Genomic DNA, 13,990 nt, shown 5'->3' on the forward strand with positions numbered 1-13,990 from the left:
TTTATGCAAATGTCCGAGTATTAGCAGTTGCCAAAGCTTCCACTAAGCTACGGACAGCAGCAATCATGGCGATTTCGCTATTGAGTTGGTTGATAGCAGAACCGACACCAACACCAGCAGCACCAGATGCGATCGCTAAAGGTGCAGTAACATTAGAAATGCCAGAAGCGCACAATACAGGCACAGAAACCACGCGGGAAATTTCATAAGCCGCAGCCAAAGTAGGAGCAGCCTTTTCAATCAATCCCAAAGTACCACCGTGAGCAGGTTTGCTGCTAGTACCACCTTCAGTTTGGATGATATCAGCACCAGCTTTTACCAATTCCTCAGCTAGTTGTACCTGTTGGTCTAATTCTAGGATGTGAGGAACGGTTACAGATAGAGTAATTTCGGGTAATAAAGCGCGGGTTTGGCGAGTTAGGGCTAAAACTTCTTCAGCCTCAAATCTGCGTCCTTGAGCGTAAAAAGAATCAAAATTACCGATTTCAATTAAATCAGCACCAGCAGCTACAGCTTGGACAAATTTTTCCGGCTCAACTGCGGAAACACAAACAGGTAAGCTTGTTAAACTTTTAGTTAATTGCACCAAAGCCACATCAGCAGCAATATCTACAAAAGTCGCACCACCAAATTCAGCCGCTTTAATGGTAGCAGCAACACTTTCAGCATTGAAGTTATTCAAACCGCTAATCACCTTCAGGACACTGCGGTTAGCAAAAGCACGTTGCAAGTTAGGATGAATTGTCATAATTCTTGTTTTACAGCTATCAAAGTAGGAATATTTTTACACTATATAGACTCTGGAAACTAGAGGCTAGAGCAAGAGACTTTCAGAATTCAAGACAATAACACTAAAAACATCTATCCAAAGAACTAAAAATCCTGTTAATGCTAGAAATGGGAAAGAAGCTTTGAGTTAAAAAACAATGAACGCTCCAGGAAGCATAAATCAGCGAGATTGGTCATGGCCTTTTTGGCCTGTTTTACCACTATATCCCTACGGTAGAAGGCGAACAATGCGCCGGGAAATAGTCAAGGATACTATTTGGACATTTGATCAATTACAAGGCATCCTGTATACCATAGTCCCAATTCGGATGACCGTCATCAAGCTACAAGCAGGTGGTCTTGTAGTTTATGCACCTATTGCACCCACACCAGAATGTATCCGTTTAGTTCAGGAGTTAGCAGCAAAGCACGGTGAAGTTAAATATATCATTTTGCCTACTGGTTCTGGTTTAGAGCATAAAATTTTTGTTGGCCCCTTTGCCAGAAAATTTCCTCAAGCTTTAGTTTATGTTGCTCCTCACCAATGGAGTTTTCCGTTAAATCTGCCATTAAGTTGGCTTGGTTTTCCCCAAAAACGGACTTTAGACATACCAGAGGATATTTCTCAAAATCCTTTTGGTGATGAATTTGAATATAAAATTTTAGATATAAATTTAGGACGTGGCGCTTTTGTGGAAGTCGCATTACTGCACAAACCATCGCGCACTCTCTTGCTTACAGATACTATACTTTCAGTTTCCGAAGAACCACCAGAAATTTTACAATTAGAACCATATCCTTTATTATTTCACGCTAGAGAAAATGCACAACAAGTTATAAAAGATAATCAAGTCAGTCGTCGTCAAGGATGGCAAAGAATATCTTTATTTGCTATTTATTTTCGTCCCAGTGCGTTAGAAATTATGGGAATAAGAGAAATGTGGCATGATGCGAAAAAAGCACCAGACCATTCACCAAAGGCATATTTTGGTTTATTTCCCTTTCGCTGGCAAAATAACTGGCAACAGTCTTTTGATGCCTTGTGTGGAAATGGTCGTCCTTTTGTAGCACCGATTTTACAAGTTCTCATTCTTCCCCAAGCACCAAAACAGGTATTAGATTGGGCTGATCACGTTGCAAGTTGGGATTTTAATCAAATTATTTCTTGCCATTTTGATTCACCCATTAAAGCGAGTCCGCTGCAATTTCGGCAAGCCTTTACTTTTTTAGAAAAAAAACCATTATTAAAAGATGATAAACCTTTATTAGTGAAAGATTTGCAATTTATTCAGGAACTAGAAGCTAGTTTAGTGAAGCGTGGTATTGCCACACCAGTAAAGGATAAGGTTTAATTGTCAGAATCAGGATTTCCAGGATTAAATGATTTACAGGATTAAAACTGAGATTTGATCACCAGTTATATCATATCGGCTAATTACTGAATAATAAACTTGTCATATTTCCTCCCCAAACAGAGATGATAACTGTTCAAACTGAATTATTTCCCAATACAGAACCTGCTAAAGATCCTATCCAAAACCGATTCCGTCACCTCTTCTCCGGTAATTTCTCCCAACGCATAAATCGCTCCTCTCAGATCAATTGTCCAAAAATCTAAAGGTAACTGCTCGATAATTGTTTTTTGTACTTGTTCTAAATCAATTTTCGCTTTTGTTAAAGCTGCGGCTTGTCTTTGATTAATTGCTAAATCCATATCAGCAGCTTGTACTTTTCCTGCTTGGACTATTTCTAAAATAGCAGTTTCTAAACCATCAATTCCTTGATTCTGCGCTGCTGCGGTGACAATTTTAGATTTTGGATTTTGGATTTTGGATTGAAGAGTTTGTTTTTGTTCTACTGAAATTAAATCTATTTTATTAATTACCAAAATTACTGGACGGTGTTTTACTTGTTCATAAATCTCTTGATCTGCATCTGTCCAACCTGCGAAAGCATCAATGGTAAATAAGACTAAATCAGCATTATTCGCAGCACGACGCGATCGCTCTACCCCTATTTTTTCCACCTGATCTGCTGTCTCCCGAATCCCTGCGGTATCTAAAACCTGGATAGGAATCCCCCCCACAACTAGCTGAGATTCAACTACATCGCGGGTTGTACCCGGTAAATCTGTGACAATAGCGCGATCACTCTGACTCCACGCATTCAATAAACTCGATTTTCCCACATTGGGACGACCAACAATCGCCACTTTTAACCCAGTTCGCAATAATTCACCTTTATCTTTTGTTGCTAATAACTTGGTTATTTCTGCGGTAACTTGATCAATCTCAGCAATAATTCTTTGCTCATCTAAGGGTGGTAAATCTTCCTCAAAATCAATCCGCGCTTCAATTTCCGCCAAAATATCCAAACATTGAGCGCGTAACTGACGAATAGGATGAGCTAATTTACCTTGTAACCCAGCTAAAGCCGTTTGTGCTGCTTGGGGAGATTTCGCACCAACTAAATCTGCAATACTTTCTGCTTGGGTTAAATCCAATCTTCCATTTAAAAACGCTCTTAATGTAAATTCTCCTGGTTGCGCTAATCTCGCACCATTTTCTAAACATAGTTGCAATACTTGTTGTACGGCCATAATTCCCCCGTGACAATGGAATTCCACCACATCTTCACGGGTGAAAGAACGGGGTGCTTTCATGATTAGCAATAAAGCTTCATCAACAACTTGCTTCGTTTGGGGTTGACGAATGTAACCATAGAGAATGCGGTGACTTGACCAAACTTGTCTTCCAGGTGCAGAAAATAGAGTTTGTGCGATCGCTATTGCATGATCACCAGAAACCCGCACAATCCCCACACTACCTTGTTGAGGGACAACAGCAGTAGCTATAGCAGCGATCGTTCCAGTATTAGCTAATAATTCCGACATGGGAGTTTAGGTGACAGGTGACAGGTGACAGAAAGAATAACCTCTGATAACCCTACGAACTTAATAGTAATATTTATCTAAAGGGTAATAAAGCCGTACTTTAGAGAGGAGTCCACCGTGGAGCAAAAAATTAACTGCGCTGAAACCTGCGTTAACGGTTGCGTTTTAGGCGATAAATGTCCCAATATCGAGTTTAGAGAAGCAACTTCTAAGTTTATTGAAGAGACTTCTTTGGATCAAATGCTAGAAATGGCTGAAGAACGACTGCGGAAAAAAATGACCGAACCGCCAAAATGGGTATTTCCAGAAGATCCTTAAACAGCATTTGGATCAATACCTAATTCTCGCAGCTTCGCCGCCAAGCGATCGCTGCATTGTTTCTCCTGTTCAGCCCGTTGTTTCTCCTGTTCAGCCCTTGCAAATTCCTGTTTTGCTACTTCTTCAGGTGTGGGAACTAATTCTCCTTCAACAGTGAAAAAGCGTAATTTGTTTTGATCAACTCCCAAAAATAACTCTAACTGCTGACTCCACAACCAACCTTGATCATTAGGTTCTATTGGTTGATACTTTCCAGCTAGAAGCACAAACCCAGCAAACTCTAAATTGTGAGGATCAAACCAAAAATATTCCGGTGTTCTAAAAATATCTTGGTAAATTTGTTTTTTTAAACCCTTGTCTGTTTTAGCTGTAGAATCTGATAGCAGTTCGACAATTACATTGGGATACTTACCATCTTCTTCCCAAACAACCCAACTTTTACGGGGTTTACGTTCAGTCTCCAACACGACAAAAAAATCTGGACCCCGGAAATATTCAGATTTCAGTTGCCGAGGACTGTAATAAATCGTAATATTGCCAGACGCATAGAACTCATTATTATTTTGCCACAACCACTCAAGACATTGAATGAGCAGCGTCATTTGTAGTCGATGTAAATCAGTTTCCAAAGGCGGTTCGTCACTATATAAATCTCCTGGAGGAAATATAACATCTTCTGGGACGGGAATATCTTGGATAATAGACATGGCGATAACTGTTTCAGCAATAAAATAGTTAACTTAAATTAAACATAAAACATCTGTTCAAAATTTTCCTGCTAATTGAGTGTAGAAATTCTGAAAATACTCAAGATTAATCCACCAAAAAAACTTCGTTGACGACACTCTTAGAGGATGTTTGAAAAGTATCAGAATTAATCGATATCCCCTTTTTACGCGATGCCCTGAGCTTGCCGAAGGGGGGGGTTAGGGAAATCTGCGGGTGTCATATCCCACACGAAAAAGTTTTCAAACAACCTCTTAGAGAAGATTTACGATCGCACTACTAAATTTTATACTATTTCTTAGTATCTCTAGTGGCAATAGCTGATTTTTATGACCACAACTAACACTTTGTGGCATATATAATAAAAATATGGCACAAAAATAAGTTGTATGCCTAATATATTTGTTGAAGTACATTTAAGTTCCCAAGGTCGATTAGTGATTCCTGCATCTTTAAGGAAATCACTTGGCTTTGAACCTGGTGATATCCTAATTGCACATCTTGAAGAAGGCCGGCTGATTCTCGAAAAACAGGAAACTATTAAGCGTAGACTCAAAGCTCGTTTTTCCCAATTACCGAAGGGTATGAGCCTTGCTGATGAGTTGGTAGCTGAACGCAGGGAAGAAGCGAACCGAGAGGAAACTGCATGAAAGCGGTTCTTGATGCTTCTGCTCTGCTGGCTTATTTGCAGGATGAACCTGGTGGTGAAGCAGTTGAAGCCGTATTAGCAGAGTCCGTTATTTCTAGTGTGAATTGGGCTGAAGTGGTACAAAAAGCGATCGCTGCTGGTGTACTTGTTGATGGAATGCGCGATGATCTTGATGCTTTGGGAATGAAAATAGAGCCATTTACACCAGAGGATGGGTTGCTAACGGGACAACTTTGGCAACAAACCCGTCAATATGGGCTGTCTCTTGGGGATAGAGCTTGTCTGAGTGTGGGTTTAAGGCTTGGGATTCCAGTTTTGACCACTGATCGCATTTGGGCTAACCTTGGTCTGACTTTAGATGTGCGTGTTATTCGTTAGGGGAGTGTTGTGTTAATCATTATTTGGGATGAAATTATGATCGTAGAATAAGCTCAAAGTCTAGAAAAAGCTATACTGTCAAGCATAAGAAAGTCATGAAAATACAAACTCAATCAACTTTATACGAGCAAGATTATTCTCTGTGGCTAGAAACTACGATAGAAAAATTACAAAAACATCAATTTCAATTTTTGGATATTGACAATTTAATTGAGGAACTTGAAACTTTGAGACGGATTGAAAAGAAAGCTTTGCGAAGCTATCTAAGATTAATTGTTATGCACCTGCTCAAATGGCAATATCAACCAGATAAGCGTTCTAAAAGCTGGCAAATCACCATTAGAAACAATCGTTATTAGCAAATGCTTACGAACACACTACGAAATTTAATATTATTTTATTCATTATTATCTGTATATATAATATTCATATTCCCGACAAAATTACGCTCTTTTGATTTCAAATAGTTGTCTCTTTCTGAAATAAATTCTTCTTTTTTATCTTGTTTGTATAAATCTACCATTTCTGAAGTTATGAAATGCCTATCTAGAATTTCAATTGAAGATTCTTCAATAAAATTTTTAATCTGTTTTTTATCTTGATCTCTCTCAAATTCAGATGATAGCCTAAGAATTATATTACCTGGAGTTCTATCTTTTTTTGAAGAAGCAAAAATAAAAATTTCTTTCATTCCTTCTCTATCTTGAACTGGACTACTTTCGATTATTGATTTCAAATAAAATAATTGTAATGCTTTTGGTCTTACGCCCGTAAAATTTAATTTATCTGGATACTTAGCTGTACTAAAAGGAATATCGCTATTCACTTTATAAATTCCATTAGGATGTTCTGCCTTTGCAAATTTATAAAATACTTGATAAGCACTTCTTTGTTGGCTTAAAGAATACAATGTAAAATAGTTTGAATATGTTGTTACCCAAAACCAATTTTCTAAGGCTTTGTATTGTTCAGTTGTCGGTGCTGGGTTTAATCTAAAATATTCAGAAATAAAAATTAATTGAGATGGATAAGGTAGTAAACGACTATCTATTACAAACAAATGTTTATATAAAAACTCCACTGCTCTTCTAATATGTGAATATGCCTTATTTGTAAACGATTCTAAGCCTAAATCCTTTTTTAATAATTCTTCTGTTTTTACATCAAAATAAATCTTTCCAGGTATATTGTGAACATTGTTAGAAATACAGTCTAAAATAGTATCCCTTTTCAAATCTTCAAAATTATAAACATTTAAACTGTTAAGGAATTCAGTAATTGAATCACTGAGCAAAAATCCTGTTTCTTGATTATAGCTAAGTGCTGAAAGCATAAAGTCTTCTGAAATTTCTGTTCCTGTTGAGTTCACTCTAGAAAAAATTTCAACAGCACTTTTTATATCTCCTCCTTTTATTTCTACATAAGGCAGCCTATATTTATGTAAAATATTATGCAAATTTCTTGCATTATCAATGTATTCATTTTTTTCAATTTCTGTAATATCTTCTTTATCTAATTCACGAAGAAAATTAAATAATTCACGATTATCATAAATTTCATAAAGTGGAATTGAAAATACGTTCTTATCCTTTTTATTTCTTATATAGCTAAAATTATTTTCCCTAATATCAAAGTAAATTAAAAAATCTCTCAATTCATTCTTATTTGTTTCAGGAAATTCTTTAGGATTAATCAATACTCCAAATAACGTAGATATTCGTTGAAATCCATCTAAAACATATCTAGTATCACTATTTTCTTTTTTTATAGTGTATGGACCTATTTTGTCTTTGGTTTTATAGCCTTTAGTATTCCAAAATAGTAAACTACCTATTGGATAACCTTTTAAAATACTATCAAATAATTCAAGTATTTGAGAGGATTTCCAAACAAATTCTCTTTGAAATATAGGTATTTTATATGCTCCATTAGCTATATCATTTAATAGGTCTTCAAGATATATAGTATCGGGTTTAACACTTATTTTATCGCTCATACTATTTTTGCAATTTTAAGTAATATTTGTTCGATTTCAGAAACTTTCTCGGTTGTTCCATTAGGTAATTCAATTGAAACTTGGTGATGATTACACCTGTTTTCTAATTCACTCACTAGGAAAGGAGTAAGGAACATTTCGGGAAATTGATCTTTTACCTTGTCTTTTCCTATACTAATATAGTAGTCATTAGCCAGAGGTGTTGGCTTATAATATACAATAAAATCCATTATTTCGGGAGTATTATCTAACCGATCCAAATTAGATATTTGCTCATTGTTTAAATTAGTTATACTTTTTTTAATTACGCTTAACGGTACATAGTTTTCAATAGCCCTCTTGGAAAGCATATGCCATACAATTATATCTGTATTTTCATATATTATGTCATTTTTACTTGGAGGAGAATTAATACTCCTATTTTTTATGTATTCTATTAAATTTTTATAGTCATTTTTAAAATCATTTGGATGTTTTCTATCACTATCAAAGATTGCCATTAATTTATACTGGTACATATTTTGGTAAATACCTTCCACCCATCCTTGAATTTGCTTTTGTATTCCACTACCCCCAGCATGATCATAAATTAAATAATGATTGTCTAATGCCTTTTTTATAAGCTGATATATGCTTTTTCTTTTTCCAAAATGTTCATATTTATCAATAATACCTCTTATAAACTTCCAATCATTGGGATAGTTTTCAAGAATAATCAATGAACGCTCATTTATAATTCTGTAAGCCTCACTAGGATGAATTTCATCATTTTTTATCCCAATTTTGATAGTTGTTAGATAATGATGATGTGCAGGAGTTATATAAGTCGAGATACTATAAATCTCTTTTATTTTATTAAGTAATTCTTCCTTGTCTCCAGGAGAGATCCATTTCTCACTAAATGGAATTTTGAAAAAATTATTTTCATCTTCTGACAAAAACAATTCATCTAAATTATCTATATCCCACAGGAATTTATCCTCCAAAATCTCCAAAATTATTCTTGAAGTTTTAGATTGAATATTTGCATCTTCAGAAGTAAATAAATCTGGATTGAATTTTACTATCATTGGTATCAATGCTTCCTTTTCTTATTTAATGCTTTTCTCATAAAAATTATTTCTTTAACATTTTCATTAAAAACACCTTCAGGCCAATCACTTAAAACACCTTCTTCATCAACTGTGATTTCACGCAGTTCTTTTCCTTTTAACTCAGCATCTTCTATCCAGTAAATTACTAAATCATCTTTTGTAAAGCCAAAATCATTCTCAACTATCAGCTTACGAAGACGTAAGATTATATTTTCAGAGTGAGTTTCAATGATAAAAGTCTGATTATTTTCCTTAGCTGACTTTGCAAATAACTCAGCTAAATCACCATGTGCAGCAGGATGTAAATGTAGTTCTGGTTGTTCTAAAACAATTATTGAATCAGGTCTATTGGTAACATTAGCACGAACCACTAAAGGCAAGGCTTGATTCATTCCTTGTCCAACATCCATAATATTTACTTCAGTATCATTTTTTAAAAGTAAAATTTGAATAAGAGGTTTTTTACTTGTATTATCTACTATTAATTCCCAACCGTCAAAATGTTCCTTATACCACTGTCCTACTTTTTCATACAATTTATCTTTTTTCTCTAATTTACTGACTCCAAGCATTAAATAAGCATTTTCACCTGTAATACCTGTATCTCTAAATTTTATCTGTCCATGTAAAGAAAAGCATCTCTGGGGTAAAATTCTAAATGGTCCAATATAATCTACATCAATTTTTGGTATTATAAAGTTTTCAGATAAATTTTCATTTGTACCTTCTTTTACAAATTTATTAGGTATAAATCCTTTAAATTCGCACTCGTAAAATTTCTGGTTGATATCGTTAAGGTATCCCCCACCAAAAGGTTCTAGATCTTCTAGATCAAATTCCTGTTTCTGATCTTTATATTTCCATTGAAAAATATCTAAACCATAGCCATCTACTTTTTTCAATAAACCAACTGCTAGTTGTATATTATTCTCAAAAATAATCTGAAAATTCAAAGTAATACCACCAGGGTTATTCTCAGGAAATAGATGATCAAAATCTGCACCTAATTCCACTCCATTATTTTTTAATAACAAAGGTTCATCATTATCTCCCTTGAGCGAGTTTTCAAGCAAAGTAAATAGTTTAGCGATAGAACTTTTACCAGAACTGTTTTTACCAATCAAAATAGTAATTGGTTTTAGTTGCATTGTCTGTTTTTCGTAAAATGCTTTGTAATTTTCAAATGAAATAGATTTTACTTTCATGATTTTTATTAAACTTTCAAATTTAACGAAGTATAGGAAGTAATCATACTATTTTTATATGATATGCTCCCTGTGTTTAGACTACATTTGTAAATTAAGTGCGGGTAGTATTATCTTCTAAATACTAAATATCCAAACCCAACACCGTTAACTCCGGTGGATGCTCAACAGTGAATTGATAATATACTTCTTGTTGTTCCTGTGGTGCAAGCACAATATCCCATTCCAAAATTCCCATTTCACCTAATTGAATTTGTGGCTGAGAACGGCTAAGACGCACCTTGATTTGCTCATTACGACTAACTGGTAATTGTTCAGTTAATTTCAAATTTGCTTCTTGATTTAACAAGTTAGTAATTACAACTCGATAAGCATAGGTAACTCTGCGTTGGCTGCTCATCAGTTTCTTATCTACCTGACGTTCAACTAAATCACGCTCAACTTTTAAACCTTCATCTATACCTAAATTTATTTTAAATTCTTGTCCTGGAGCAATATTTTCTAATTGAGTTGCACTGACAAAAATAGTATCACGAAAAATATTTGCTTTTCCTGGTAATAAAGTTGCACCATCAGGACTATTTTTTATAGTAGCTTGCAAATAAGCAAAACTAACTAAACGTGGCATTCCTACATAATTAAAATTACAAGGGTAATCACCTTGCCAAATCGTTATTTTATGAGGTGCGCCATCACTAGGAATATTACCACCACTATTTAGTTTAAAAGTAACTACACTTCCTTGTTTAGATACTTCAGTAACAACTATTTCTGCGTCAATAAAATTTTCTTCATCTTCTTCTTTTACTGGTTTTGACATACTACTTGGAGTAGGTAAAAGTATTGCCATAGCAGGAGGAGGAGACATGGAACGCTGCATAGTCAGAGTATCATCTGTGCGTATACGTGGAGTGTCGATATACCAAGGTTTCAACTTAGGTGGTAGTGTACCTAATCCCGGTTTAGCAGTTGAAAGGGTAAGAGCTACATCTAGCCAATCTTCCCCTGTACTTTGGGTAACTTCTGCCAAATAGCTGAGATGTAGTGTCTTGCTTAAACTATCTACCCGCAAGTCATAAAGGGGTTTCCAGTTAGCACGATTTACCAGATAAGACATCTCTAACTCAAATTCACCTTCTCCCCCAACTTCTATTCCCACAACTACGCTTAAGCTTTCTTTGGGGTGGGGTGTTTGAATTTTTTGTAATGCAGTGCGGAGTGATTGTAATTGCTTTTCTATTTCTTGCTGTTGGGTTTTACATTCCCCAGATGCGATCGCATATTCGCTATACTGACTACCAATAAAGTTGAGAAAATCCAATGTTTCACTCAAACTCAGATTTTTGCGCGACAGGCTCTGAGCAAAGGGTTCTTCCGTCTTCTCCCCCAAACCAGCAATAAAATGAGATTGTAATGCCAAGGCATCTATTTGAGCTTGTAAATGGCGTTTTTCTGCTTCTAGTTGTTGAATTTGTCTTGTCAACTGTGCCACTCTTTCAGCCACTGGTTCAGTAGTGTAAATGCGCTCGCAACTCACTCCCACTAACCGCACTCCTACCGTACCAGCACCGCTTATCCGCACAGACTCAGTTTCCAGAGTTACAGGCAATGGTGTAATTAATAACTCCCGTTCTTGTCCTGTAAGCGATATAACACCTCGTCTTGTAACTAAAGCTTTGTCGCCATAGACTGTCACAGCAACAATTTGGCTTTGTACTGTCTTGCGCCAAGATGATATTTCCGGGTTCACCACTACCAGTTTTGCCTCATGTTTAACAGTTATCAATTTAACAGTTATCAGTTATCAGTTTCATCGTTTGGAGCTAAATTCCCCTCCGTGATCCTAGATAACTGTTCACTGGATTTAATGTTTCTGTTAGCTAATTGTCAATGGTTTGAGGTTACATCGTCAAGCAGACAGGAAATTTTGGATGTAAACTTTATTCTGAAAGTTTATCAGCCGTAATACTTAGAGGGATAAGGTTTTGCTCTACAATCTTCTTTGCGGCCTCTAGCAGATACTCATAATAAGTACGCGCAACAATAGATAACTGCTTACCTGCTGGGTAAACGATATACCAAGTGCGTTTAATAGGAAAATTCTGCACATCCAAAATGCTGAATTCATGAGCATCTGTCAATAAAGTATGACGAGATAAAACCGAAATTCCCAAACCTCCAGCTATTGCTTGTTTAATCGCTTCATTACTTCCCAATTCCAATTTCACCTTCACCTTGATCCCATGTTCGTCAAAGAGACTCTGCACAGCGCGACGTGTACCCGAACCTGGTTCACGCATAATAAAAGGTTCTTCTCCTAGCCGTTCTATGGGAATATTTTTTTCCTTTGCCAAAGGATGATTAAAAGGTGCAAAAACTACCAAAGGATTTTCTAAAAAAGGCTCGAAATTGATATCCAGATGATCTGGAACTTGGCTCATAATATACAAATCATCCAAATTACCAATCATACGTTCCAAAATCCGTTCATGATTCGTGACTTGGAGCGATATATCAATTCCCGGATAAAGTTGACAAAAAGGCCCCAACAAACGGGGAATAATATATTTAGCCGTAGTGATCACAGCCAATCTTAATTGACCTTGTTTCAGTCCTTTTAAATCTGCCACCGTCATTTCAAATTGGCTGATAGTCTCAAAAATCTGGCGACAAGTGGCAAATAACTCCCGTCCCGCTTCCGTCAAAAATAACCGTTTTCCCACCTGCTCAAATAATGGCAACCCTACCGATTTTGTCAGCTGCTTGATCTGCATTGATACGGTAGGTTGGGTAAGAAATAACTCTTCAGCAGCACGAGTAAAGCTACCGTGCCGTGCAGCGGCCTCGAACACCTTCAACTGGTGCAGCGTCGCTTGGTTCAAGGTGATTCTCCTCTAATAGCAATTCGTAGACATATATTTCAGTATTGCTTAACACTAGCCAATTATGTAATGGCACACATACCAAGTTGTGAGTCTAAGTATAGACAAAAGTCTATGTTCGCTATCAGAAGTGCGGTATTGGACTTATGGAGTGAAGAAGTTATCATCAGAAAACAAGCAAATGACAAAATGCCTTCCAACTCAAGATGAATGCTGAATATTGAATAATTTATTATTTAGAATTCATCATTCATCGTTCCATAGTTCTTCCTTAATTTTGACAGGCAATCTGGCTAAATCTGGCAACTCCACAGCTTCTGCATCTACAATTTTATCCCTAATATTCAAGGGAATATTTAACGGTTCGCGTTCTTCTATCCAACAACTTGCGATCGGTAAGGTTAGCTCCATTTCATCCAAAGGACGAGGAATTACCATCACCGCGTTTAATTCCCCAATGCGTTCAGCCTCAAACATTCCCGCTTCTACGGCTACGGCCACATTAGCCACAGAACCACGAATAATAGCTGTACACAAACCCGCACCAATTTTTTCATAAGCTGCCAAATGAACATCAGCAGATTTGAGCATGGCATCACAAGCGCCTACCATTGCCGGAAAACCCCGCGTTTCCACCAAACCAATTGCTTGATTACTCAATCGGCTATAACTGCCTTCCTCCATCAATTTGCTGATGCGGTTAGTAATTGGCAGCACAATATCAAGGTTGGGATAAGGTCTGGGAATCACCAGACTAGAAACCAACTGACCAAATTGTTCAGCAGTTTGGACACCAGCTTCTACAGCCAAACGAACATCAGCAATACCACCCCGGATAATTGCTGTGCAGTGACCACTACCGATTTTTTCATATCCAACCAAGTGAACTCCGGCCGATTTCAACATCATATCAGCTGTTCCAACTATTGCTGGAAAGCTAAGAGTAGATACTAAACCCAAGGCAGTATCCTTGAAGTTGTCTCGATGACGGCGACGTGATGGCTGGATAGTGGTAAGAGACCGTTGATTAGATGTTTCCATCGTAAATTCTCCAGGATACTCACAAAACTCTCCACTTAAC

Annotated in this window: 14 protein-coding genes; 5 read left to right on the top strand and 9 right to left on the bottom strand. The window is 36.5% G+C overall.

Going from position 1 to position 13,990, the window contains the following annotated elements; translation table 11 throughout:
* Window position 1: 1 nt before the first annotated feature.
* Complete coding sequence (locus ACOWPH_RS24490; protein WP_015212721.1) at window positions 2-748, bottom strand: DUF561 domain-containing protein; 747 nt, start codon at window positions 746-748, stop codon at window positions 2-4.
* 178 nt (window positions 749-926) lie between these two features.
* On the opposite strand from ACOWPH_RS24490, the gene ACOWPH_RS24495 reads away from it, so the two are divergent.
* Window positions 927-2,120, top strand: a complete 1,194-nt coding sequence (locus tag ACOWPH_RS24495) for a DUF4336 domain-containing protein (protein WP_015212722.1) — start codon at window positions 927-929, stop codon at window positions 2,118-2,120.
* Between the two features lie 146 nt (window positions 2,121-2,266).
* Here ACOWPH_RS24495 and mnmE read toward each other — a convergent pair whose 3' ends face one another.
* Window positions 2,267-3,661, bottom strand: a complete 1,395-nt coding sequence (gene mnmE / locus ACOWPH_RS24500; protein ID WP_015212723.1) for a tRNA uridine-5-carboxymethylaminomethyl(34) synthesis GTPase MnmE — start codon at window positions 3,659-3,661, stop codon at window positions 2,267-2,269.
* A gap of 117 nt (window positions 3,662-3,778) precedes the next feature.
* Here mnmE and ACOWPH_RS24505 point away from each other — a divergent pair, with 117 nt between their 5' ends.
* On the top strand, window positions 3,779-3,979 hold the full coding sequence (locus ACOWPH_RS24505; RefSeq protein ID WP_015212724.1) for a hypothetical protein: 201 nt from the start codon (window positions 3,779-3,781) through the stop codon (window positions 3,977-3,979).
* Here the strand turns inward: ACOWPH_RS24505 and ACOWPH_RS24510 are convergent.
* Window positions 3,976-4,686: a Uma2 family endonuclease gene (locus ACOWPH_RS24510; protein ID WP_015212725.1), complete on the bottom strand. Its 711-nt coding sequence runs from the start codon at window positions 4,684-4,686 to the stop codon at window positions 3,976-3,978. The two genes, ACOWPH_RS24505 and ACOWPH_RS24510, sit on opposite strands and share 4 nt — an antisense overlap.
* A gap of 408 nt (window positions 4,687-5,094) precedes the next feature.
* Here ACOWPH_RS24510 and ACOWPH_RS24515 point away from each other — a divergent pair, with 408 nt between their 5' ends.
* The 3 genes from ACOWPH_RS24515 (at window position 5,095) to ACOWPH_RS24525 (ending at window position 6,091) form a co-directional block, all read left to right on the top strand.
* Window positions 5,095-5,355: an AbrB/MazE/SpoVT family DNA-binding domain-containing protein gene (locus ACOWPH_RS24515; RefSeq protein ID WP_015212726.1), complete on the top strand. Its 261-nt coding sequence runs from the start codon at window positions 5,095-5,097 to the stop codon at window positions 5,353-5,355.
* The gene (locus ACOWPH_RS24520; RefSeq protein ID WP_015212727.1) at window positions 5,352-5,732 is read left to right on the top strand and encodes a PIN domain-containing protein; all 381 of its coding nucleotides are present in this window, start codon (window positions 5,352-5,354) and stop codon (window positions 5,730-5,732) included. The genes ACOWPH_RS24515 and ACOWPH_RS24520 overlap by 4 nt, the downstream gene beginning before the upstream one ends.
* 95 nt (window positions 5,733-5,827) lie before the next feature.
* Entirely contained in the window at window positions 5,828-6,091 is a 264-nt protein-coding gene (locus ACOWPH_RS24525) for a DUF29 domain-containing protein (RefSeq protein WP_015212728.1), read from the top strand.
* A gap of 38 nt (window positions 6,092-6,129) precedes the next feature.
* Here the strand turns inward: ACOWPH_RS24525 and ACOWPH_RS24530 are convergent, their stop codons facing one another.
* The 6 genes from ACOWPH_RS24530 to ACOWPH_RS24555 all read right to left on the bottom strand — a co-directional run bounded on the left by ACOWPH_RS24530 (window position 6,130) and on the right by ACOWPH_RS24555 (window position 13,950).
* Window positions 6,130-7,728, bottom strand: coding sequence for a DUF262 domain-containing protein (locus ACOWPH_RS24530; RefSeq protein WP_015212729.1), 1,599 nt, complete (start codon window positions 7,726-7,728; stop codon window positions 6,130-6,132).
* Window positions 7,725-8,798 (bottom strand): hypothetical protein, encoded by a 1,074-nt coding sequence (locus ACOWPH_RS24535; protein WP_015212730.1) that lies wholly within the window; start codon window positions 8,796-8,798, stop codon window positions 7,725-7,727. The genes ACOWPH_RS24530 and ACOWPH_RS24535 overlap by 4 nt, the downstream gene beginning before the upstream one ends.
* Window positions 8,799-8,803: 5 nt before the next feature.
* Entirely contained in the window at window positions 8,804-10,027 is a 1,224-nt protein-coding gene (locus ACOWPH_RS24540) for an AAA family ATPase (protein WP_015212731.1), read from the bottom strand.
* Between the two features lie 124 nt (window positions 10,028-10,151).
* On the bottom strand, window positions 10,152-11,780 hold the full coding sequence (locus ACOWPH_RS24545; RefSeq protein ID WP_015212732.1) for a mucoidy inhibitor MuiA family protein: 1,629 nt from the start codon (window positions 11,778-11,780) through the stop codon (window positions 10,152-10,154).
* Between the two features lie 187 nt (window positions 11,781-11,967).
* A complete protein-coding gene (locus ACOWPH_RS24550) occupies window positions 11,968-12,909 on the bottom strand; it encodes a LysR family transcriptional regulator (RefSeq protein WP_015212733.1) in 942 nt (313 codons plus the stop codon).
* A gap of 246 nt (window positions 12,910-13,155) precedes the next feature.
* On the bottom strand, window positions 13,156-13,950 hold the full coding sequence (locus ACOWPH_RS24555) for a BMC domain-containing protein (RefSeq protein ID WP_015212734.1): 795 nt from the start codon (window positions 13,948-13,950) through the stop codon (window positions 13,156-13,158).
* Between the last annotated feature and the right edge of the window lie 40 nt (window positions 13,951-13,990).

It is taken from the genome of Anabaena sp. PCC 7938 (assembly GCF_049315035.1).
Taxonomy (GTDB): domain Bacteria; phylum Cyanobacteriota; class Cyanobacteriia; order Cyanobacteriales; family Nostocaceae; genus Anabaena; species Anabaena cylindrica.